This window comes from Burkholderia sp. BCC1644, from assembly GCF_902833225.1.
In the GTDB taxonomy this organism is placed as follows: domain Bacteria; phylum Pseudomonadota; class Gammaproteobacteria; order Burkholderiales; family Burkholderiaceae; genus Burkholderia.
Genome location: NZ_CADFEI010000029.1, coordinates 51,442 through 73,374, shown reverse-complemented (window position 1 = coordinate 73,374; position 21,933 = coordinate 51,442). Strand labels below are relative to the sequence as shown.

Genomic DNA, 21,933 nt, shown 5'->3' with positions numbered 1-21,933 from the left:
TCCAGCGCACCTAGCAAGTCATCGCATGAAGATTTGAGGAGTAGCTTGTGCGGTATCACCGCTCAAGCGAATCTCCTTGATTTTCTTCATTGTGTCCGCATCGATTACGCTAATTGAATTAGCCGCTCCTGCTACATATACCTTCTTGCCGACTTTATTCAGCGCCAACACGTAGTAAGTGTGATCAAGCGGTGCCTCGCCAACAAGCTTTTCGGTCTTCGAATTGAATTTCGCGAGTCGATTTCCGACGACATACACAATATCCGGATTTGTTGGAGAACGTACACCACTGAAAAACACTTCCGCAACAGGAGCGAAGTCCTTCAGCGACACCTTGCCGGTCGCAAGGTCGATGTCAATGTAACCATACATCGTTTCATTTGTACCGGGAGTCTTCTTCTCGTCTTTGAAGCGATCGGCAGTGTAAATCGAATCGAACGAATTCTGTGGAAGTTGCTGCGGCCACGCATTCAAAACGTCTGGCTGCCCATAAAGCGGCCTTTTCCAGTTCCGAACCGCAACAGCGACGTCGAGTTTCCCGGATTTCACGTCCATGCGGTAGACATCCGCACCTGAAATATACAAAGATCCGTCGTTCGCAGCCATCATAACCCCGAGTTGACGCGGGACAGGAAACGTTCGGATCGGCTTTGCATCCATGCCACCACTGGTCGAGTACACTTGTAGACGCGGAGTCTGAACTTCATAGGTGTCGCGATTGAGCTTGGTTGGGTTGACGACGCTGTATACCTCCTTGCCATCAGGGCTCACCGCAATGGAGAACATCGATTTCACGCGTTCACCGGGTCGGTCCGAGAGATCCGCATGGAATACAACCTTGCATGTATCAAGCTCTACACCGTAAAGATCGCCGTATCGATTGTTCAGTACATACGCGCGCGTTTTATCTGGACTAATCGTCACCGTCCCCGGATTAAACGCATCTGGCAACGAGCATGTCTTATATATCTCATCGCTGGATGTGTCCACAACAGTCAGAGTATTAGGATAACCAACAATCGCGAGATACTCGCGCCCTGTCTTTAGCGCGCCATTCGTCGCAGCTACACTCACCATCGGGCCAGTCGACAGAATCGCTGACACGATAGTCATACCCAAAAACTTCTTCATTGACATATTTATTCCCCAGTGTGTGCGGTGTCGATTACTTATCCTTCGGAAACACGCTGCCAAGCTTGCGCCAGTCGGTGCTAGCTACGGAATCGGATTTGTTCCAGTTCGGGTAAGTGATCATCGTGTCCGGCACCTGAGCGGGCCACCAACACGGATCAGAGCAGCCATAAAGATCCGCCTCCATTGGCTGGCACAATGACGCAATGCCTCCGAATGCATCGGTTTCCCAGCCTGGGTCGGTTGTAGCAGTACAGCCTGCAACAGACGTCATCGCGACGACTTCTTCGAGCCGGTCTTCCTTCGCGGCTTGCTCAAGCTGCTTTGCCTTGTTGTTAAGCGGCTTTAGGTGTTTCATGTCAGTGCGCCTTCCGCGGAGTAATGTAGTTGTCGATGAATGCCGGGTTTCCTGCAATGATGCGGCTGTAGACCTCAATGCCGAAATCGATCCAGTCACGCATCAACTCACAGTAGTGATAGGTCGGGTGCGCCGGGTCGCCATAGCGTGCATAGCTCTCGTGATAGCAACCGCCCGAGCACAGATTGCGGATTCGGCAGCTGTCGCAGCCTGTGCCGCTGCGGTCGAGGCGCTGCGACAGGAAGTCATTGAGCTGATCCTGCGCGACACCATCGCGTACGTTGCCGAACGTCGGCAGTGTTGAGCCCGTGAAGCGGTGGCACAGGTTCAGGTCGCCCTTGTGATCGACTGCGAGCATCTTGAGCCCCGCGCCGCACGGCAACGACTTCTTGTTCCCTTCGTGCAGGTCGGTGATTAGTTGATGCAAGTTCGAGAAGCCGATGTTGCGGTTTTCGAGCGCCGCCGTCAGATAGCGGCGGCCGAGCGCCTTCATGTTCGCGAATACCTGCGCAAGTTCGTCTGGGCCTAAATTGAACGAGTCAAGTTGACCCGATGTGACGGGCGCAAAGCCGACTTCCGCAAAACCAAGCTCGTTGAACAAGTGATTCCAGATCCCTTCGATGTCGGTCACTCCGCTTGTCAACGTCACGCGCGCGCCGACAGGGCGGCTGCGGTAGCGCTTAAGCAGCATATCGACCTTGCGGCGCACAACGTCATACGTGCCCGAACCACCAACCGTTCGACGATTCAAATCATGAATCTTTCTCGGCCCATCAATGCTGATCGACAAACCGAAGCGATGCGCGTCGAGCCAATCGATGACCTCTTCAGTCAGAAGCGTGGCGTTGGTCGTCATTACAAAATCAACCTGCTTTCCGAGCGCGCCGAAGCGAACCTCGCAGTATTCGACCATGTGCTCGATCAATTTTCGGTTGCTGAGTGGCTCACCGCCGAAGAACACAACCGTGTAGCGCGGTTCATCCGGCGACTCTTTGAGCAACATCTCGACCGAAGCCTTCGCAGTCTCGACGTCCATCCGACGCCCAGCAGACGGCGTGTCGAGATCCTCCTTGTAGCAATATGTACAACTCAGATTGCAGCCTGTGTTGACGTTGAGCACGACGGTATTGATCGCGGTTCGCTCGATGCGCTTCGTAGCGAATTCCGGCGTCAACGGAGAGCCATCACTAACAACTTCAAGCGCCATCAGCTCATTAAGCGTTTCGGATACGTCACCACGCTGGGACGCACCTAGCCGGGCGAATAGTTCTTCGGCAGTGCAAGTACTAGCACGTAATGAGTCGATGATGGCCGCAGTGAGCTCGTCGGCAGCGAACAGTGAGCTACTCGGCACGTGGAACATCAGACGCTCATCGTCGACGCGCACTTCATGCACATTGCGCTCGACTACATTCAACAGCGCGCCCATGGGAATCTCCTAGCAATCTCTAAGTTTTGATCGGACCGAAGCCCTGGAGAATGCCGCTCGGACCGCCTGCGCGGCCCGACGACAAAGAGACAGCACAAATCATGGCAGCGGCGGATTATTCCAGCGCTGAACCGAAACGACCATCTGCCCCGTGCCAGTAACGGTGCGATTACCGTTGGTGACCGATGCGATGACCTTCAGATTGCCCGTGTTGTTGTTGGACCTGCGCCGCTGAGGGTTCGGCCCAGCGTTGGCCGGCGTGAAAATACCGGTCGCGCTCTGCATCACGCCTGCGTACTTGACGTCGTTGTCGTTCTTCGCCTGATCGTCGAATGGTGCGACCGACCATTGCGCCGGCATATAGCCGATTCGGAACGGCTTGCCAGCCGCATCCACCCCCCAAGCCTCCGCATCAAAGCGCCCTTGCACCTTCGGCATTGGACCGCCATTGCCTCCGATCCGAGCAATTGCGTAGTTAGGCAGAACCTTGACTTCCTTGACCTCTTGATAGACTGCGAAACCATCAGATTGCGCTGTGCCGACAGAAATCTGTCGCGGACCAGCGACGCTATCGCTGCTGGACTTCACTCGCACTCGAAGATACTCAGGCGTGCGCTCGAGCACAGATGTAACCGTTACACCCGAGCCCAATGCCGGGGTTCCTTCGAGATTCGGACCGACAATCGTCACAGTCGACTCACTACCAGCCTTCACATACGCCGGCTGAACAGCAAGGATGCGCGCCTTGCCCAGTTTTGCCGCACTAAAATCGAGACCTCGTTCGCTGTGCTCGTCTTCGTACATGCGGCCGCTCAATTGACCTTCAGCGGCCATCAATACCTGGTGCATCAGCACGCCACCAACCTTGACATTGGCACGCCATTCGTAGCCGGTATAAAGCGTAGCGGTACCAGTACCAACTAACGGGCTGCCGTCCGCAAACTGTCCCTTCAACTTCACCTTGAAGCCATCCTTGTCGCCGCCCGTCACGGTCATCAAACCGAATGCGTCGCCTTTCCCCGGCATGTGTCCGCTGAAGCTCCATGTACCGGCCAGCGACGTCGCCGGCGGCTGGTTTTTCTTCCAGTCGTCCCACGCCTTGCTGTCATACGGAAAGTTCTTTGCGAGGTACGGCGCAATGTCGGTCAACGCGATCTTGAACCAATCGCGGTCGCGCCCCAACGACGAATATTCGATCGATGGGAATTGTCCAACGTGGAAGTTCACAAGCCGCTCCCACTCCTGCACTGGACGGCGCTGCAGCAATGGTCGTGCGGCGGAGTGACAACGCGCACACATCTGTTTGAACTCATCCGAGCCAGCGGTCTCCTGAGTGTTCAAGCGTTGTTCGGGCGCGTAGCGCAGGTCTTTTGTTTCCGAAGGCGCAAGCCCTTGCGTATCCGATAAATATTTAACGAGAATTCGCCGTTCTTCGTCGCTAATAGTCAAGCCATGCATCGTCTGCATCCGGCCGATCGTCAGCAACCAACCCTCCGGGGTTTTACGCTGATGGCTGATACGACTCCACGAATCCTTTGATTCCGCGGCGTGACAGGCCGCGCATGTCTGACTCAGAATCGCTCGCGCATCGCGGGGCGCTTGCACTTGTGCATGAGCCGCACCCGAAACCAGCGCGACCGGCATGGCCGCCGCCATGATGCCCATCAACCTGCTGCGTCGAATGAACGTTTTTAACAAAGCGCTGCTCCTTTGAGAGGGGTCTTGATTCGCCTAGGATCGAAGGGAACTGGCGTGGGATTACCGTTATAAGCAGGTTCCATGCCAACGATAATCCACACGTCGGGCACCCTAAAAAACGTCCTAAAAACGCTGGCCCGCATTTCAAATACCGCGGGAAAATACCTATTCAATTTTTTCTTAAAAATACATCGACACCGCATCTCTCCAGGTTGGCGCAGGCCCCTGTTCCCGCGTCCCACTCCCGTCCCACGAGAATTCCCAAAATGGGACAAAGGGTCGACCTTGAGCGACACCGGCATCGCTCGATAATGCGTCGGCGGGCTCGCTCGCAAAAGGATGGGAAACCTCGCACAAGTTGAAGAGGCAACAGCCCTGAAGCTGGCATGCAATGTGCTTAATCAACCATCTGCAAGTTGCGCTGCTGCGCTCGCACGGTTTATATGTAATGCCTACCGTGGCGGCAGGCTCTGCTGGTGGCTCCTGCAGACGATTAACCGCTTTGTGTGGCGGCGTGCCACGCAGGCATGTCATGCGCTTGATCGGGCGTCGCCATTAAGAGTGGTTGAAGTTTCCGATCCATCATCGTGTGGGGTTGGTGGTCGGGCGACGAGTGTCGGAACGGCCAATGCGAATCCCTCCGATCGGACAGATAGCGCGACCTGATTCATTCATCGATAATTTTGAGACTAGCAATCCCTATGAAGCATCAACTGAATCGCTCCCGACGCAGCTTTGTCATCGCAGTTGCCGGCACCGTATCCGCACTAGCCCTCGCCAGCACAGCACGAGCGGAGGCGCCAATGCTGGACGAGAACGACCCGGCGGCAAAAGGACTGGGATATCGCGCCAACGCTACGAACGTTGAAAGGGTCAAATACCCGCGTTACCAGGCTGGGCAAGACTGCGGGAACTGCAGCTTCTATCAAGGAAAGCAAACGGACACGGAAGCTGCTTGCCCCCTCTTCGCCGTCAAGCGAGTGTCCGGGAAGGGCTGGTGCAGCGCGTACAACAAACGCGCCTGATCATGTGCGCGACGCGCCACCACGCGCGTCGCGCCAAACCACGGCATCAACCGCCAATTGCGCCGTGGAGACCAGCGGCTGACGGCCAATACTCATTCCGAAGTCGACCGCGGATGTCGAATTCGGAGAAGGCAACGTCGACCGTCAAACTGTTCCGCATTTGACCAACGAGCAATCCTCCGAGCCAAGGTCCCATGTTGATGAGGTTCATTCTGCGCTTCGTGCAAATCGATGATCGAGCACAACTCGCGCGTTCGCTTGGCTGGCTGTACGGCTTCGTGCGGCCGCACCGGCTCGCGATCGCCGGCCTGCTCGCGCTGTCGGCCTGCGCGTCGCTGCTGGCGCTCTCGCAGCCGTGGCTCACGAAGGAGCTGATCGACCGCGGGCTGGTCGGCAAGGACTTCCGGATGCTCGTCGCGGTCGCGTTTGCGATGGTGTTCGCGGGCTTCGTCGGCACGCTGCTCGGCGGCATCAACCGTTACCTGCACACACGACTGTCCGGCCGCGTGCTGTTCTCGCTGCGCAGCGCCGTCTATGCGCACCTGCAGCAGCTGTCGCCGTCGTTCTACGGGCAGCGCCGTCTCGGCGACCTGCTGTCGCGCCTCGACGGCGACATCGCCGAGATCCAGCGCTTCGCGCTCGACGCGCTGTTCTCCGCCGTGTCGAACGTGATCGGGCTAGTCGGCACGCTCGCACTGCTCGTCACGCTGTCGTGGAAACTGTCGCTGCTCGCGCTGCTGCTTGTTCCGTTCGAGATCCTGTGGCTGCGCACGATGCGCCGCAAGGTCGAGCGCGATGCGCGCTCGGTACGCGAAGGCGCGGCCGACGTGTCGTCGTTCCTCGTCGAAACGCTGCCCGCGATGAAGTTCATCCAGGCCGCCGGCCGGCAGCGCGCGGAACAGGCGCGGCTCGACGGTCTCGGCGACCGCTACATGGAGCGCCTGCTGAAGCTGCAGGTGACCGAATTCGTCACGCAATCGGTGCCCGGCACGCTGACCTCGCTGTCGCGCGCGGGTGCGTTCATTGTCGGCGGCTACTGGGTGATTCGCGGCGACTGGCCGCTCGGTTCGCTGATCGCGTTCTCCAGCTATCTCGGGATGGCGATCGGCCCAGTGAAGAGTCTGCTCGGGCTCTACGTCGCGCTGCAGCGGATGACGGTCAGCCTCGGCCGCGTGATGGAGCTGCAGCGCGCGCCGGTGGCCGTGCAGCCGCCTGCCGCCGCGCGCGAGCTGCCTCCGCGTGGCGATCTCGAATTCGTCGATGTGTGGTTCGGGCACGACGAGCGCGCGCAGCCCGTGCTGCGCGGCGCCGGCGCGCGCGTACCGGCCGGCAGCAAGGTCGCGCTGTCGGGAATGTCGGGCAGCGGAAAATCGACGCTGATCGATTTGATGCAGCGCTTCTACGACCCGCAGCGCGGCAGCGTCCGGATCGACGGCATCGACCTGCGCGACATCGATCTCGACGCGCTGCGCCGCCACGTCGCTGTCGTCAGCCAGGACACCGTGCTGTTTCGCGGCAGCCTCGCCGACAACATCCGCTACGCGGCACCGCTCGCGACACACGACGACATCGTACATGCCGCACGCGCCGCGCAGCTCGACGAACTGATCGCGACGCTACCGGGCGGACTCGACGGGCCGGTCGGCGAACGCGGCCAGCAGTTGTCCGGCGGCCAGAAGCAGCGCATCGCGATCGCACGCGCACTGCTGCAGGCACCGGCGATCCTGGTGCTCGACGAAGCGACGTCGGCCGTCGACGAAACGACCGAGCGGCAGGTCATCGCGCAGATCGACACGCTGTTCGGCGATCGCACGCGCATCCTCGTCAGCCACCGCGCGTCGACGCTCGCCGGCGTCGACCTGCATTTCGAGCTCGCGGACGGCCAACTTACGCGACGCGTGCACCGGGATGTCGCACATGCGTGACGATCGCGCCGTGGATCGCGCCGTGCGCGTGGGCGTCGTCGACAGCGGCTATCCGCCGTCGCTGAGCGCACGCGTCACCGACGCGCGGCGCTTCGCGTTCGACGCTGCGTCGGTGCTACATGCCAGCGCCGTCGAGCCGGACCGGATCGGCCACGGCAGCGCGATCTGCATGACAATCGCGGCTGCCGCGCCCGAAGCGGCGCTGGTCGTCGCGCAGGTGTTCGAGGCGCGCGGCGTGACGAGCGCCGCGCAGATCGCGCACGGAATCGACTGGTTGCTCACGCAACACATTCGCGTGATCAACCTGAGCCTCGGCGTGCGCGCCGATCGCGACACGCTGCGTGACGCTTGCGCGGCGGCCGTCGCGCAACGCGTGATCGTGTTCGCATCGAGCCCCGCGCAAGGAACGCCGGTGTTTCCGGCCAGCTATCCGGGGATCGTGCGCGTCACCGGTGATGCGCGCTGCACACCAGGCCAATGGTCGTGGCTCGACAGCCCGCAGGCCGATTTCGGTGCGGTCGTGTCGAGCGGCGCACCGCGTGCGCTGGCCGGCTCGAGCATCGCGTGCGCGGCGCTAAGCGGCTACGCGGCGCGCTGGTTCGCGCATCATCCCGATGGCGATACGACGGCACTGCTCGACCATTTGCGCGCGAACGCTGCCTACCTTGGCGTCGAACGGCGCACCCACGCCTCATGAGCCGCCCGTCGATCGTCGTGCTCGGCGCGGGACCGGCGGGCGCCGCCGCCGCGCTCGGCCTCGCGCGGCTCGGCTATCCGGTCACGGTCGTCAGCGAATGGCGGCACTTCGATGCGGTTGAAGGCGTGTCCGATCGTGTGCTGCAGGGGCTGCATCATGCCGGACTCGTGCAGGCCGCCGCATGCGCATTGCCGCCGTGTGCGCGCACAACGCGCTGGAACGGCGACACGCGCACGCTCAATCACGAACACCTGATCGACCGCAGTCGTTTCGACGCGGCGCTGCGCCGCGATCTAGCCGGTGCGGGCATTGCGGTGCGTGAAGCAACGGTTCGCGTGGTGCACGCCGACGGCGACGGGCATGCGATCCGCATCGACACGCCGACCGGCGAGGAAACGCTGTACGCGGCGTTCGTCGTCGAGGCGCGCGGCCGGCTCGCGCCGCTCGCGCGCGATGCGAGCCGCGGGCCGCAGACGCTGAGCCTGCTGAACGTGTGGCAAGGCACGCCGGGCGACGCAGCATCCGGGATCGAGAGTATGCCGGACGGCTGGGCTTGGATGGCGCGCCTGCCCGACGGCCGCTGCTACTGGCAGGCAACGCTCGACGTCGCGACCACGACGCTACCGCCGCGCAACGCCCTGCCCGGGTGGTGCGCGACGCTGCGGCAAACGCCGTTCGCACGTGACTTCTTCGACCTGGACGCCCGCGCCGAGGCGCGCGTGTTCGGTCGGACCAGCAGCGCGACGCTGTGCGGCGACACCGGCGGCACGAACTGGCTGCGCGTCGGCGACGCGGCGATGGCCGTCGATCCGCTGTCCGGCAACGGTATCTTTCAGTCGCTGTCGTCCGCGCTGCAGGCGCCGGCCGTCATCCACACGCTGCTCGCGCACCCCGAGCGCGCGGCGCTCGCGCTGCGCTTTCACGAGCGGCGGATTACCGCGCTGTTCATGCGCTTCGCGCGGATCGGCCGCGACTTCTACACGCTCGACACGCAGTGGGCGGACCGACCGTTCTGGCAGGCGCGCCGCGCGTGGCCCGACAACGCGCCATCGCATCGCGCGCCCGATTTCAACTCGCTCGCGATCGAGCGGGCGCCCGTGATCGACGGCGACACGATCGCCGAGGCCGACGTCGTCACGAGCCCCGACCAGCCGCTCGGGATCTGGCATCTGCAAGGCATCCCACTTGCGCCAATCGTCGCTGCACTGCAGCTCCAGCCGACCTGCGAAGTGCTCGCATCCCTCGATCCACGGCAAGCAATACTCGTTCAAAACTGGCTTGAATCACATGGCTATCGCCGCGAACAACCATAACAACATCTCCTACAACCTCACTGCGGATCCGCGTACTGCCCACGAATTCAGTTGACTTTGCCAACAAGTCAAACCACTTCGCCGATGTCCATGATATTTGATTTGGAATGCTTATATTCACGTATGAGAAAATCCAATCCATTGACTGTCGACATGGCTCAATAACATCAACTCAACGAATCTACGAAAATATAACCCAACCCCATATCAACGGAGGAAATGCCACCAATTCCCGTTAAAAACAACACAAAATTTATCGTTCGGAGATTCTTATGAAAAAGAAGGTTTTCAACCTTATTTGCGGATTTTCCACCTGCATTTACGGTCATGCATTCGCGCAGTCCTCAGTTACCTTGTACGGCGTTTTAGACAACTCCATTCAGTATATCCACAATAACGGAGGATCCAACAACGGAATCTCTATGCAAAGTGGCCAGATGTCACCTACTGTTTGGGGCATGCGTGGCAATGAGGACTTGGGTGGCGGTTGGTCGGCCCTTTTCACTCTTGAGAATCAATTTGACATAAACAATGGAGCATCCTCAGATTCGCACCGTCTGTTTACACGTCAATCATATGTTGGATTGAAAAACGATAAATATGGGGCATTGACATTTGGCCGGCAATTTGACGGCCTTATAGATCTAGTTATTCCAGTTCAAGGTAACTCTCTTTTGGAATACTTTACGGCGCCCGGCGACATAGATCTGGCAGACGGAACGACGAAGATCGACAATGCTGTTAAATGGGTAAGTCCCACTTGGGGAGGACTGCAGCTCGCCCTCCAATACGGGTTCGGCAACGTTGCGGGCAGCGTCGGTTCCGGGCACTCATACAGTGCCGCGTTGAACTATTCAATCGGGTCTTTGACGCTGGCCAGCGGTTACTTCCATGCAGACAACGGCAACGCTCGTTCCGCGAGTCGCGGAGCATCAAGCGCGTCTGGCAACTTCTTTAGCCCAGTCAACTCCGCTTATGCCAGTGCAAGCAAATATAACGTTGCACGAGCAGGGGCAGCATACGTGGTTGGCCCAGTGACGATTGGTGGGTACTACAGCTACGCCGAGTATCTTGCCGACGCAGATTCAACCTTTAGAGGGGCCGAGCGATTCAACAATGTATCGGTCTTTACCGCGTGGCAGGTGTCGCCGGCGACTTTGCTTGAAGTCGGCTACGACTACATGAAGTCGCACGGTGATTCGTCCGCCACCTATCATCAGGTAACCGCTGCGGCCGACTACGCACTGTCAAAACGAACAGACCTCTATGCTTCGGCCGGATACGGCCATGCCTCTGGCTCAAATGGCCTCGGCCCTGCTCAAGCCGTAATTGCTGATACGTACACCGCCGGAGGCACAAGTACCCAGACACTCGTGATGCTCGGCATTAGGCACCGCTTCTGAGGATCTCGTTCTAGCTCTCCCGGGCTGGTCAATCTTCCAGTCCACAGGATGAGTCTTCCCCGCGGGAAGACTCATCCTTATCGCCTTTCCGACGCCGCCAATTACACTTTTGCGTACATGCATCGCGATGACTTGTTGCGCCGCTCGCAACACGACCTCACCTTCGGCTACAAGACAGAACAGCTCCAGCTGTCTGCCACGATAGGTCTATCACTAGGCGAACCTGTCCACATGAGCAAGCATTAACGACGCTGCAAACCTCGTTACCATCCAAACTCGTAGCTGCACGTTAGAAAGGTTAGATGTCTGCCCCTTGAAGCTCACCTTCAGTGGTCGGCATGTTGACCGAAGCCGGATCGCCTTTGTCGATGTGAATGTGTTTGCCTGACGGGAAACGAGTGTGTTGGGTGATTTTGAGCATCGCGAAATGGATTTCGCCGAGCTCGATAGCTGGCACGTGACCATCCACCAGGATCCTGCGGGCCCTGGCGACCGGCTCGAGCACACTGACTCGACAGCACCTGCTGCGGAACGTCTGCGTTTCGTGCTGGATTTCGGTTACGCGACCGATCTGCGTGCACAGGAACTGGTGACGGCGACGGTGGGTGACATCACGACACATGCCCGCGGGTGCGTTATGCCTCGCGGTGACCGGCAAGGGGTCGAAGTCCGAGCGCGTGGCACTGCCACCACTTGCGCGCCCGCTGGCATCCGGCCGCACCGTCGGTGGCAGCCCTCACGGAGGAGCATCGTTCAAGAAGCCGTACCAGCGCTGGCATCAGCGGCACGCCTAAGGCAGATACGTGTGGAGTTTTTCCGCGAGGCCGCAGAACGCGTGAACGCACGCCATACACCGAGCACTTCGCACATCGCTTCTACAGAAAATTTCCTGCGGTATGTCTTGGTGAACTTGTACGCTAGTCGTGTATTCGGATACCGTGGCGACTTCGTCATTTTCGCCACCTGAGCCATCATCCGTCAGTTGGTTATAGACTCTCCACGAAATCCTGCGAACTCCATACCGAAGATTGGCTTGATGCCGACCCTCGCCACTGGATCTTTGCGGTGAAGCTGAGGGGAACTCAATGCAGGTTGCTTGCACTCAAGTCGATCGACGATCGTTTCGGAACGATTGCTCATTTAGCCATCGTTACGCTAAGTATTCCGCGGGCAGACGTACACACGATTCAATACGGAAGGCGTGCCCAAACGTCGTCAATCCGCAGGTCGTCGACACATCCGTCTCATCGGCAGAACTGTGGTTTCTCGCGAATCAGATGGAATTCCAACGAGTAACCGTATTCGTGAGCTACGCGTATCAGGATCGTGCAAAAGTGGCCAATTGAGACGTCGTTAACCCTGAATTTCCTTAATTTTTCGATAAAGCGTAGACCGGCCAATGCCCAGAGTCTTTGCAGCTTCAGCCACATTTCCGTCGTGCTTTTCCAGTGCATCGCGAATCAAATGAGCTTCTTGCTTGCGAATCAATCCAACCGAATTTGCTGGAGCCAGGCAGGCATCGGCGTCAACAAACCCAACGCACATATGATCCAGCCCAAGCTCGATCTCGCCGTCGCACCGAACCGCCAACGCAGTCCGCAACACCATTTCGAGTTGGCGAATATTGCCTGGCCACTGGTGCTTCCGAAAAACTCTCGCTAGCTCGTCACTGATACGCACCTCCGGCGCCCCGAGCCTCTTCAATATCGACAGTACAAGCAAATCGATGTCGTGCCTCTCACGCAACGCAGGGAGACGAATCGAGAAGCCATTGACCCGATAGTAAAGGTCCTCCCGAAATATCTTGTCGCGCACAAGCGTTCTCAAGTCTCGGTGGGTCGCGCAGATCACTGCCACGTCGATATCCTGTTCGCCGCCGGGGCCCAATGGAGCAACTTTGCGTTCCTGTAGAACCCGCAATAGGCGAGCCTGCAGAGCAGTGGGCATGTCTCCGATTTCGTCTAAAAAGAGCGTCCCTCCATTCGCTTGCATCAGGCGCCCAACGGCTCCTCCCTTTCTAGCCCCGGTGAAAGCCCCCTCCCGGTAGCCGAACAGTTCCGACTCGATTAGCCCTTCGGGAATAGCAGCGCAGTTCACTGCGACGAACGACTTTCCAGCACGCGTGCTGGCATCGTGCAACCCCCTCGCAACCACCTCCTTACCCGTACCCGTCTCTCCTTGTAGCAAGACCGGCACACCGTTGTTCAAGCCCTGGCGCGCCATCTGCAATGAGCGCAGCAACTGGCGTTCTCCACCGGCAAGCGCGGCCAAAGGAGATTCGTCCTCCGCCGCTCCCGTATGTGCGTTGGCGCGCACAATTCCAGGGACAGAATACCGAGGCAATGCAAGAACCTTGAACCGAAAATCATGCTGCATGCCAGAGATCTGCAGTCCGTGAGCTTGTTCTAGGACAGTCATAAATGTCGTGCCACGCAGCTGCAACGGGTCGCCGCATTGGCGACCGACGATTTCCGACCTCTTAAGATTCAACAGCTCACATGCCTGGAAATTGGCAGCCACGATCGTACCGTCATCTGTGATGGCCAATAGACCGGACCATGCCGAATCGAGATATTGCTCGTATGGGTGTATAGCAACCAGAACATGCTCGGGGAACGTAGCAGCGAACACCCGGCGCTCGATATGTCGTGCCACCGTATTCATCAGCATAAAGGTCGTGTCTTGGAACGGAAGCGGCCCGTCACGAGTCACATCCAGCACACCGAGAATCTTGCCATACGCGTCCGCGATAGGCATCGATCTGCATGAAACGCGGTTCAAACTGTCCAGAAAGTGCTCGCCGCTATCCACAAGTACGGATCGGCCTTCGATGAGCGCCATCCCGAGAGCGTTCGTTCCTCGCAGGGATTCGCTCCAGCAAGCGCCAGGACGCATGTCGCGGATTCCAATTTGCTCCTTGAATCGAACCACGTGACCATCAATTTTCAGGATCGCCGCATCGGCGTCGGTCAGAATGACAACTTCTTGTGGGGAGCAACGCTCCGCAAGAAAGCGGAGTTCAGGTGTCGCTGCATCCAGCAAAGCGCGGTTCATCTCACGCATCTCTTCCTGGCACTTCGCATCCGGAAGATCCAGCAATGAATGGTCATACCAGCGAACACCCTGGTCGATGCTTCGTCGCCAAGACGCCTCAATATCCTCCCGCAGCACGCCTTCGGGCAGCACTCCGTCTGAGCGCAACTGATCGCGCACCAGATTCGCGACTTGCAACTGGTACGAGACCGAGGTTTCGGTATGGGTAAGACCGCGGACACCTCCCACGGCTCTTAGGAGCTGAGCAGCCAATTGAAATTCCACCACCACTTAACAAGCAAAATCTGCCACGATCGGCTAGCCTCGACAACTAGGGGAACCCCCTTCAAGCCGATTGCACAATATCGCCACGCGATTGGCGACGTCAACTTGTTCAAAATTGACGCGCATCCAGTCCACGCCGAGGACGTTTCCATGAAGGCCGGCCTCGCAACGTACATTGATGCTTTGTCTCCAAGCAGCCAATGGTAGCGTTCGGTACGAGACACGCGCTCACCGAAGCACGACCACACTGAGCCCGAGAGTCATCGGTGCCACCCACGATAATCGCTCCCTATTTTGTATTTGGACGGTCTGCCGTCGCCACCGATGAGCGACGCGACGAACATGGTTGACATTTCGTACCGCTCGTTCCATAATGCCTCGCAAGGTGATAGGTAAATCGCAGTTGAAGTGGAGGTAGTCTATGGCGCGGCCGCGAGAATTCGACGCCGCAGAGGTTTTGCACCAAGCAATGGGCGTGTTCTGGCGTAAAGGCTATGAAGGCACCTCGGTTACTGATTTGGTAGCAGCGACAGGACTGGGCAAGAGCAGCTTGTACGGGGCATTTGGCGGAAAGCGCGAACTGTTTCTGGCTGCGTTCGACGCATACCGGGGTGAGCGCGCTCACGACATGCGTCGTATTTTGGAGCATGGGCCGGCTCGCCACGCCATCGAAGTTTTTTTTCGAATGATCGTCGCTGATGCCCGCGCACCGGAGTTCACACGCGGATGCATGAGCATAAATCAAGCTGTCGAGATGGCTCCGCACGATTCTGAAGTTCGAGTGCGGGTTCAACAGGATTTCCAGTGTATTGAAGACGCTCTGACACGCGCGATCGAACGCGGTCAAGCAGAAGGATCAGTGAAGAGTGCCAAGCCGGCACGTGACACAGCGAGGCTGTTGGTCGTAGCGTTCCCAGGACTCCAGGTGATGGTTCGCGCCGGTTACGATTCTGAGCGACTTGATGACGCCTTGCGGCTGCTATTCTCGAATCTCGACTGAACGTGTGCGTGCGTCTCGCACGCACTTTTTTTACTTCATTATGTAACGATTGGTACTTAACCCCCCCACGCAGAAGGAGCGTCCCCATGAAGATCCAGCAAATCCGCAATGCGACAGTCATCGTCGAAATCGCCGGCACGAGGTTCCTCGTCGATCCCGTGCTGTCCCCCAAGGACACCTACCCCGGATTCGAAGGTACGGCGAATAGCCACCTGAATTGGCCGACCGTCGAACTGCCCCTCCCTGTCGATCAGATTCTCGACGTGGACGCCATCATCGTTACCCACACCCATCTGGATCACTGGGATGACGGCGCCAAATCCTTGATCCCGAAGGACATGCCGATCTTCGTCCAGCATGAAGAGGATGCCAACATCGTGAAGGAATCGGGCTTCACCGACGTTCGTCTGATGACTGAGAGCACCGAATTCAACGGATTGACGCTCATCAAGACGCCTGGCCAACATGGATCGGACGAAGCGATTCACGCCATCGGCCATTTGCTCGGACAAGTGAGCGGTGTCGTTTTCAAGCATCCGGAAGAAAAAACTCTGTACCTGGCTGGCGACACGATTTGGAACAAGTATGTGGAAGACAACCTGAAAGCCTACAAGCCGGAGGCCATCATCCTGAACAGCGGCGATGCGCAAGTTCCCGGCTTGGGTTCGATCATCATGGGCAAGGAGGACGTCTATAAAGTCCATCAGGCCGCGCCCCAAGCTATGCTGTTCGCAACGCACATGGAAGCGGTCAATCATGCGACCTTGACCCGAAAGGAACTGCGTGAATTCTCCGCCGAAAAAGGCATGACCGGGTTTCTGCTCATCCCGGAAGACGGCGAGACCTGCACTCTCTAAAGGCTTGTCGACGCAACTCGATTCATTTCGCACGAAAGGTACAAAATCATGTCAGCCGACACAAACCAAGAAATGGGCCGCGCACTCCAAGCGGCTCTTCAAGTTGAAGCGAACAAGGACATTGTCCGGCAGTTCTACGCCGCCCTGCAGCGAGAGGACTATTCAGCGGCCGCAGCCTTGTGTCATCCGGACTTCGTTTTTTACTTGCAGGTCGATACCCCGATTCAAGGCGCGGAAGGGTTCGTCGACTCAGAAAAGAAGAACTTCGACGCTTTCAAAGGTTTCCGATTCCCGCTCGAAGCGCTGCTCGCCGAGGGTGACCAAGTTGCAGCCTATTTGACCTTCGAAGGAAAACAATCAGGTCCGATCGAAGGAGTGGAGCCGACCGGCAAGACGCTACGCTTCTCGTTGATGATGCTTCTTAGGATTGCAGACGGAAAGATCATCGAGAAGCGAGCACACTTCGATCGACTGGACATTCGTCGACAATTGGGTGCTCTGGCATAGTTCTCGTAAATTGACGCCGAGGGCTTACCCGAGAGAGCCCTGAGTTCCCGTCGTGAATTGTGGGAGCCATGATCGTTTGGAGCTAGCATGCAGCCGCGCTCGACAAGCGGCTGCATGGAGACATCGCAGTCGAAGTCGTTCAATTTCAGCCGACGGAAGATATATGAGTGGGAATACGAACAAGAAGCTTGGACTGACGACAAGCTTAGTGCACAAAGACCGACTGACTGGTATCGAATACGGTGGGCTGAGAGCGCCTATTCACACCTCGGTTCAATACGGGTTTGATCGGGTCGAGGACCTCATCGGTGTCTTTCAGGGGACGAAGAAGGGTAGTTTCAACTACGCGCGCCAAGGCACGCCCACCACTGCTGCCCTGGAAACAAAGATCACGGAACTGGAACAGGGCATTGGGACGGTGTGTTTCGGTACCGGAATGGGGGCACTCTCCGCAGTGTTCTATACGCTTCTGCGTGCGGGCGATCATCTAATCTCTAGCCGCTTCATCTTCGGGAACACCAACAGTCTGCTTGGAACCCTGCGCGGATTGGGGGTTGAGGTGACGATGGTGGACACCTCATCGGCGCAATCGGTCGCAGATGCAATGACCGAAAGAACCCGGATGGTGTTCCTCGAAACGATCGCCAATCCTGGCACGCAGATTCCAGATCTTAGGCAAATTGGCGAACTTTGTCGCGAACGTGGCATTCCATATGTCGTCGACAACACGATCACTTCGCCGGCACTCTTCACCCCCAAGGCAGTCGGAGCGAGTTTGGTCATCAATTCGCTAAGCAAAACGATTGCTGGTCATGGCGCGGCGCTGGGAGGTGCAGTCACTGATACCGGTATATTTGATTGGCAGCTCTACCCCAACATAGCCGAAGAATACCGTCGAGCGCCTGCGGCGCAACAGGGCCTGCTCCAAATTCGCAAGAAGGGCCTTCGGGACATGGGGGCGTCACTCTCCTCGGAGCAAGCGCACCAGATCTCGCTCGGCATGGAGACGTTGGAGCTCCGCGTGCAAAAATGCAGCGAGACTGCACTGCTTCTGGCCGAGTATCTTCAAGGCCATGCCGCTGTCAGGCAAGTGAGCTATCCAGGTCTCGCCGATCACCCGCAACACCACATCGCCAAGACGTTATTCAGGGCGAACTCCTGGTTGCTGTCTTTTGAGCTCACCCGTGCTGACGCGACCGTCGATTTTCTCAACTACCTTCGCATTCCAATCAAGGCAACAGGTCTTGGCGACACCAGGACACTCGTCATTCCGGTTGCGTCGACCATATTCTGGGAAGCTGGAGCGGCGATTCGTTTGTCGATGGGAATTCCCGACGGGATGATTCGAGTTTCAGTCGGAATCGAAGATGCGGAAGACTTGATCGAAGATTTCGAACGGGCACTCAAGTTTGTTGACTCACCAAAGTAGAGATTTATCGTACCGTCGTCGATCATATGATTGTTCAAATATGTTACTGCCGACGGACTCATTGCATCAACGCTTTCCGTGCGAGCCTCGCTCGAGGAGCGTTCAGGCTCGGAAAGCCAGAGTGACTTGATAGCCTTTCTGGATCACTTTCAAGTCTGCAGAGAATTACGAATTCTGACGAATGAGGTACAGCAATCATGAGGCGTTCCTTTACCACATCAGAGTTCGAGCCGTGCGATCGGCTCGCCGCTTGGGAGAAGTGGATCGCGGAACACTGCGTACCCATGTCGATGTCGATAGCGAGCGCACCACGATCCCCCTTCGAAGCACAGGTTGACATGATCGATAACGGTCAGATATGCATGGCACATCTCCAGGCGTCCGACCACATCGCGAATCACCGATACGGTCTTTCAGAAGTTAAAGATGGCGATCATGTTCTCTTGTCAGTGCAATTGAGCGGGATCAGTGTGGTGTCACAAGATGGTCGGACTGCGCAGCTCCGACCGAATGACATGGTGCTATTTGACGCCTCTCGGCCGTTCGTATGGCAATACTCTGGTCAGCAATTCACGGTGCGTTTTCGCAGGACACTCTTGTCGTCACGCGGCCCTTGCGACCGGCAACATACTGCCATCAGCGTGCCCGCACAGAGCGGCCTCGGGCGCGTCGCAGTTGAACACATCAGCGCGATGCATCGAGAGGCAATCGGCATTCACCATTCCTCATCGATCATCGAGCATCTTTCCGGTGTTACTGCTGACCTCGTCGCGACAGCACTTTCCGAACATTTCAACACCTCTCCGGTACTCATGTCGGATGTCAGGGAAATGCATCTCCGCCACGCTCGTACCTTTATCTGCGAGAATCTTCGCGACCCTAGTTTGTGCCCTTCCCAAGTCGCATCAGCTCTCGGCATCTCTCGACGCTATCTGTACCGAATCTTCTCTACCAGCAGCGAATCCATCAGCGATATGATCCTTCATGAAAGGCTCAAAAGATGTGCAAAGTGGCTTGCTCAACCGGCTTGGCAACATCGCTCAATTACTGAAATCGCCTTGAGTTGGGGATTTAACAATACCGCACACTTTAGTCGAGTCTTTCGACATCACTTCGGCGTATCCGCACGCGAGTACCGTACACAATATTCCGACTCAATCGGCGGTGTCGCATCCTTGCAAACGGAATCGAGAAATGCCGATCTCGAGATCCAATAGTGTGAGACTGAGTAACAGCCGGCACGCAAAGCCGCTCACGACCCACAAGCCCAACGATGCATGGCGTATGCGGCGTCGGCCGGCTCACAGCATCGGCTGCAGTAGCAACGGTGGTCGACGCGCGGCAATTCAAGAACGGCCGCCGTCGCGCTTGATCGAAACGGCAAGCGTCTGTACAACAAGGCACTAGCCAGCGACGAGGCCAAGCTGCGTGCCCTCATCGCCGAACTCAAAACTCACGGTCGACTCCTATTCGTCGTCTATCAGCCCTCCACCATTGGCGCCCTTCCATTAGCCGTTGCCCACGGCGAAGGCGTACTCGTCGCCAATCTGCCTGGACTGGCCATGCGTCGCATCGCCGATCTGCAGGCAGGTGAAGCCAAGACCGACGCCCGCGATGCCGCGATCATTGTCGAAGCCGCCCGCTCGATGCCACATACGCTGCGCTCGCTTCGGCTGGCCGGCGAGCAGCTAGCCGAGTTCACCATGCTGTGCGGCTTCGACAATGATTTTGCAGCCCAAGCCACTCAAACCAGTAACCGCATTCGCGGCCTGCTCACCCAGATCCATCCAGCGCTCGAACGCGTTCTCGGACCGCGCCTCGACCATCCGGCAGTACTCGATCTGCTTGAGCGCTACCCATCCCCAAGCGCGCTCGCCGCTGCCAGCGAGAAGACGCTCGCCAACCGCCTGACCAAGCTCGCACCGCGCATGGGTAAGAACTTGGCGACCGAAATCGTTCAAGCGCTGAACGAGCAAGCCGTGATCATGCCCGGCACGCAGGCTGCCACCATCGTCATGCCCCGCTTGACCCAGCAACTCGAGGCCTTGCGCAAGCAGCGTGACGAAATCGCCGCCGAAGTCGAGCGGCTGGTGCTTGCTCACCCTCTTTGGCCGGTCGTGACCAGCATGCCGGGAGTCGGCGTCAGGACCGCCGCCAGACTCCTGACCGAAGTCGTACACAAAGCGTTCGCTTCGGCTGCTCATCTGGCCGCCTACGCTGACCTCGCGCCGGTCTCCCGGCGCTCAGACTCGTCGATCCATGGCGAACACCCCTCCAGACGGGGCAACAAGGTGATCGAGCGCGCCTTGTTCCTTTCCTCCTTCGCGGTCTTACGGGACGCAGTCTCACGGGTCTATAACTCGCGCAAGATCCAGCAAGGCAAGCGCCACAACCAAGCGCTCATCGCACTGGCACGGCGACGCTGCGACGTCCTGTTTGCCGTGCGGCGCGACGGCACCATTTACCAACCCAAGTCAACCCCTAACGCCTGACGAAACACGTAGCCCCCGGCACTCTTGCATTGACCCCGCAGCACGAGACTCCCACATTTCGCTTACCAGCCAAATACGCAACTGTCTTGCGGAAATTGATCCGTAGAGTACGTTGCTCACGGCAGCCAGATTGCTGATCGCTTTGCTTGAGCGCCTCTGAACACATCGCTCTGATGTCGCGCACAAATCAGGCTCGCTAACTCAATGGCACGAACCGTCAACGATCTGTTCCCCGACAGACAAGACGGTTTGAAATTGGCTGTCGACACTGCAATCACGGTGACGCACATCGCGGTCAACTTCAGATGCTCGCGAGCGGCAGCCGCCAGCCCAGCAACTGATCTAACCGCGCCACGCCTCCGATAGCGATAGCAAATTCCCAACCGAGGTACGGCGGCACAGACAGTACTGAGACGGAGTTAGGCAGCCTTCGGTGAAATCGCATTACCGAGTCAGAGGTCGATGTGGATTAACTCGTCGGCGCAGCACGCACGAAAATATAAGCAAAACAAGTACAAGGCCAAAAAGAGCAAAAATCCACGTCAATCAAGAAGTATTGGAGGCAAGTATGGCAAAGCGTTTCAGAGCAACTATTCCGGCAATGGCGCTCGCAATGTCGGTTTCATCGATGGCGTTCGCCCAAAGCTCGGGCAGTTTTATCGCATCATTGGGTCCAACTTGGATCGATTTTGGACGATCGCATTCCACGGAACTTCAAAGTCAGTCGCCTTACGGAACCTTCACGTCAGCAGGGACAGATGCTCAAGTACATAACGTCGTTACTCCCGAACTCACCCTCTCCTACTTCGTCACCGACAACGTCGCGCTAGAAGCGGTTCTGGGCGTGCCTCCAAAACTGAATCTCTATGCGCAAGGCAACGTAACCCCACTGGGTTCTGGCGGTCCGGTGCTTCCAATGGGTGATCTACATCCGTTCGCGACGACTCGCGCATGGGCACCGATGCTTCTTGCGAAATACTTTTTCGGCCCAGCAAACAACCGGTTTCGCCCGTTCGTCGCAGCAGGCTTAAACTACACATGGTTCTCCGCGGTCCAGTTAAACCCGAACATTGCTGGCGTGCTGACGCAGTTTGGTGGCCCAGGCGGCCATGCCGAGGCGTCGCTTAGCAACTCTTGGAATCCCGTATTTTCCGTTGGTGCGTCATATCGGATTTCGGATCGCTGGTATATGACTGCATCCGCGACCTATCTCCCGCTTGTAACGCATGCGCACTTCAATGCAGTATCACAAACGGGTCAGACGACACTGACAAACTCGAGCAAGATCACCGGTGACCCAATCGCAGTTTTCGTCGGGATTGGCTACCGCTTTTAAAGCCAAACTGGGCAT

General features: G+C 57.8%; 17 protein-coding genes and 2 pseudogenes. 13 read left to right on the top strand and 6 right to left on the bottom strand.

Going from position 1 to position 21,933, the window contains the following annotated elements; genetic code table 11:
* Positions 1-18: 18 nt before the first annotated feature.
* The 4 genes from peaD to peaA all read right to left on the bottom strand — a co-directional run bounded on the left by peaD (position 19) and on the right by peaA (position 4,616).
* Positions 19-1,131: a quinohemoprotein amine dehydrogenase subunit beta gene (gene peaD, locus HWX87_RS35535; RefSeq protein WP_176051492.1), complete on the bottom strand. Its 1,113-nt coding sequence runs from the start codon at positions 1,129-1,131 to the stop codon at positions 19-21.
* A gap of 34 nt (positions 1,132-1,165) precedes the next feature.
* Positions 1,166-1,489, bottom strand: coding sequence for a quinohemoprotein amine dehydrogenase subunit gamma (gene qhpC, locus HWX87_RS35530; protein WP_175912428.1), 324 nt, complete (start codon positions 1,487-1,489; stop codon positions 1,166-1,168).
* 1 nt (position 1,490) lies between these two features.
* Positions 1,491-2,918 carry a quinohemoprotein amine dehydrogenase maturation protein gene (peaB, locus tag HWX87_RS35525; RefSeq protein ID WP_176051491.1) on the bottom strand — a complete coding sequence of 476 codons (1,428 nt, stop codon included), beginning with the start codon at positions 2,916-2,918 and terminating at the stop codon, positions 1,491-1,493.
* A 99-nt stretch (positions 2,919-3,017) separates the two neighbouring features.
* A complete protein-coding gene (gene peaA / locus HWX87_RS35520) occupies positions 3,018-4,616 on the bottom strand; it encodes a quinohemoprotein amine dehydrogenase subunit alpha (protein WP_208456557.1) in 1,599 nt (532 codons plus the stop codon).
* Between the two features lie 713 nt (positions 4,617-5,329).
* Between peaA and HWX87_RS35515 the strand changes: the two genes are divergently transcribed.
* The 5 genes from HWX87_RS35515 (at position 5,330) to HWX87_RS35495 (ending at position 10,979) form a co-directional block, all read left to right on the top strand.
* Positions 5,330-5,641 carry a high-potential iron-sulfur protein gene (locus HWX87_RS35515; protein WP_176051498.1) on the top strand — a complete coding sequence of 104 codons (312 nt, stop codon included), beginning with the start codon at positions 5,330-5,332 and terminating at the stop codon, positions 5,639-5,641.
* A 200-nt stretch (positions 5,642-5,841) separates the two neighbouring features.
* Complete coding sequence (locus HWX87_RS35510) at positions 5,842-7,566, top strand: ABC transporter ATP-binding protein (protein WP_176051490.1); 1,725 nt, start codon at positions 5,842-5,844, stop codon at positions 7,564-7,566.
* Positions 7,559-8,263, top strand: coding sequence for a S8/S53 family peptidase (locus HWX87_RS35505; protein WP_176051489.1), 705 nt, complete (start codon positions 7,559-7,561; stop codon positions 8,261-8,263). Before HWX87_RS35510 ends, HWX87_RS35505 begins: the two co-directional genes overlap by 8 nt.
* On the top strand, positions 8,260-9,576 hold the full coding sequence (locus HWX87_RS35500; RefSeq protein WP_043179573.1) for an FAD-dependent monooxygenase: 1,317 nt from the start codon (positions 8,260-8,262) through the stop codon (positions 9,574-9,576). Before HWX87_RS35505 ends, HWX87_RS35500 begins: the two co-directional genes overlap by 4 nt.
* Positions 9,577-9,848: 272 nt before the next feature.
* Positions 9,849-10,979, top strand: a complete 1,131-nt coding sequence (locus HWX87_RS35495) for a porin (protein ID WP_051889737.1) — start codon at positions 9,849-9,851, stop codon at positions 10,977-10,979.
* Positions 10,980-11,277: 298 nt separating this feature from the next.
* Here HWX87_RS35495 and HWX87_RS35490 read toward each other — a convergent pair whose 3' ends face one another.
* On the bottom strand, positions 11,278-11,484 hold the full coding sequence (locus HWX87_RS35490; protein ID WP_155291809.1) for a hypothetical protein: 207 nt from the start codon (positions 11,482-11,484) through the stop codon (positions 11,278-11,280).
* A gap of 18 nt (positions 11,485-11,502) precedes the next feature.
* Here HWX87_RS35490 and HWX87_RS38370 point away from each other — a divergent pair.
* Positions 11,503-11,680, top strand: a pseudogene (locus HWX87_RS38370) (integrase); the annotation flags it as partial.
* Positions 11,681-12,332: 652 nt separating this feature from the next.
* On the opposite strand, the gene HWX87_RS35485 reads toward HWX87_RS38370, so the two are convergent.
* On the bottom strand, positions 12,333-14,285 hold the full coding sequence (locus HWX87_RS35485) for a sigma-54-dependent Fis family transcriptional regulator (protein WP_244137822.1): 1,953 nt from the start codon (positions 14,283-14,285) through the stop codon (positions 12,333-12,335).
* Positions 14,286-14,766: 481 nt separating this feature from the next.
* On the opposite strand from HWX87_RS35485, the gene HWX87_RS35480 reads away from it, so the two are divergent.
* The 7 genes and pseudogenes from HWX87_RS35480 (at position 14,767) to HWX87_RS35450 (ending at position 21,918) form a co-directional block, all read left to right on the top strand.
* Positions 14,767-15,297: a TetR/AcrR family transcriptional regulator gene (locus HWX87_RS35480; protein WP_230624141.1), complete on the top strand. Its 531-nt coding sequence runs from the start codon at positions 14,767-14,769 to the stop codon at positions 15,295-15,297.
* Between the two features lie 86 nt (positions 15,298-15,383).
* Positions 15,384-16,154: an MBL fold metallo-hydrolase gene (locus tag HWX87_RS35475; RefSeq protein WP_175912581.1), complete on the top strand. Its 771-nt coding sequence runs from the start codon at positions 15,384-15,386 to the stop codon at positions 16,152-16,154.
* A 48-nt stretch (positions 16,155-16,202) separates the two neighbouring features.
* Positions 16,203-16,661, top strand: coding sequence for an ester cyclase (locus HWX87_RS35470; RefSeq protein WP_230624142.1), 459 nt, complete (start codon positions 16,203-16,205; stop codon positions 16,659-16,661).
* 163 nt (positions 16,662-16,824) lie between these two features.
* Entirely contained in the window at positions 16,825-18,090 is a 1,266-nt protein-coding gene (locus HWX87_RS35465) for a cystathionine gamma-synthase family protein (protein WP_175912579.1), read from the top strand.
* A 197-nt stretch (positions 18,091-18,287) separates the two neighbouring features.
* The gene (locus tag HWX87_RS35460; RefSeq protein ID WP_279612991.1) at positions 18,288-19,307 is read left to right on the top strand and encodes a helix-turn-helix domain-containing protein; all 1,020 of its coding nucleotides are present in this window, start codon (positions 18,288-18,290) and stop codon (positions 19,305-19,307) included.
* Positions 19,308-19,448: 141 nt separating this feature from the next.
* Positions 19,449-20,582, top strand: a pseudogene (locus tag HWX87_RS35455) (IS110 family transposase); the annotation flags it as partial.
* A 568-nt stretch (positions 20,583-21,150) separates the two neighbouring features.
* Positions 21,151-21,918 carry an OmpW family outer membrane protein gene (locus tag HWX87_RS35450; protein WP_080741459.1) on the top strand — a complete coding sequence of 256 codons (768 nt, stop codon included), beginning with the start codon at positions 21,151-21,153 and terminating at the stop codon, positions 21,916-21,918.
* Positions 21,919-21,933 lie beyond the last annotated feature (15 nt).

Excerpts from the sequence above, each read along its gene's own strand:
- HWX87_RS35465 (WP_175912579.1), top strand. The coding sequence starts at position 16,825 with ATGAGTGGGAATACGAACAAGAAGCTTGGACTGACGACAAGCTTAGTG.
- HWX87_RS35460 (WP_279612991.1), top strand. The coding sequence starts at position 18,288 with ATGAGGCGTTCCTTTACCACATCAGAGTTCGAGCCGTGCGATCGGCTC.
- peaD (WP_176051492.1), bottom strand. The coding sequence starts at position 1,131 with ATGAAGAAGTTTTTGGGTATGACTATCGTGTCAGCGATTCTGTCGACT.
- HWX87_RS35505 (WP_176051489.1), top strand. The coding sequence starts at position 7,559 with ATGCGTGACGATCGCGCCGTGGATCGCGCCGTGCGCGTGGGCGTCGTC.
- HWX87_RS35480 (WP_230624141.1), top strand. The coding sequence starts at position 14,767 with ATGGGCGTGTTCTGGCGTAAAGGCTATGAAGGCACCTCGGTTACTGAT.
- peaB (WP_176051491.1), bottom strand. The coding sequence starts at position 2,918 with ATGGGCGCGCTGTTGAATGTAGTCGAGCGCAATGTGCATGAAGTGCGC.
- HWX87_RS35450 (WP_080741459.1), top strand. The coding sequence starts at position 21,151 with ATGGCAAAGCGTTTCAGAGCAACTATTCCGGCAATGGCGCTCGCAATG.
- qhpC (WP_175912428.1), bottom strand. The coding sequence starts at position 1,489 with ATGAAACACCTAAAGCCGCTTAACAACAAGGCAAAGCAGCTTGAGCAA.
- HWX87_RS35470 (WP_230624142.1), top strand. The coding sequence starts at position 16,203 with ATGTCAGCCGACACAAACCAAGAAATGGGCCGCGCACTCCAAGCGGCT.
- HWX87_RS35500 (WP_043179573.1), top strand. The coding sequence starts at position 8,260 with ATGAGCCGCCCGTCGATCGTCGTGCTCGGCGCGGGACCGGCGGGCGCC.
- HWX87_RS35510 (WP_176051490.1), top strand. The coding sequence starts at position 5,842 with ATGAGGTTCATTCTGCGCTTCGTGCAAATCGATGATCGAGCACAACTC.
- HWX87_RS35495 (WP_051889737.1), top strand. The coding sequence starts at position 9,849 with ATGAAAAAGAAGGTTTTCAACCTTATTTGCGGATTTTCCACCTGCATT.
- HWX87_RS35475 (WP_175912581.1), top strand. The coding sequence starts at position 15,384 with ATGAAGATCCAGCAAATCCGCAATGCGACAGTCATCGTCGAAATCGCC.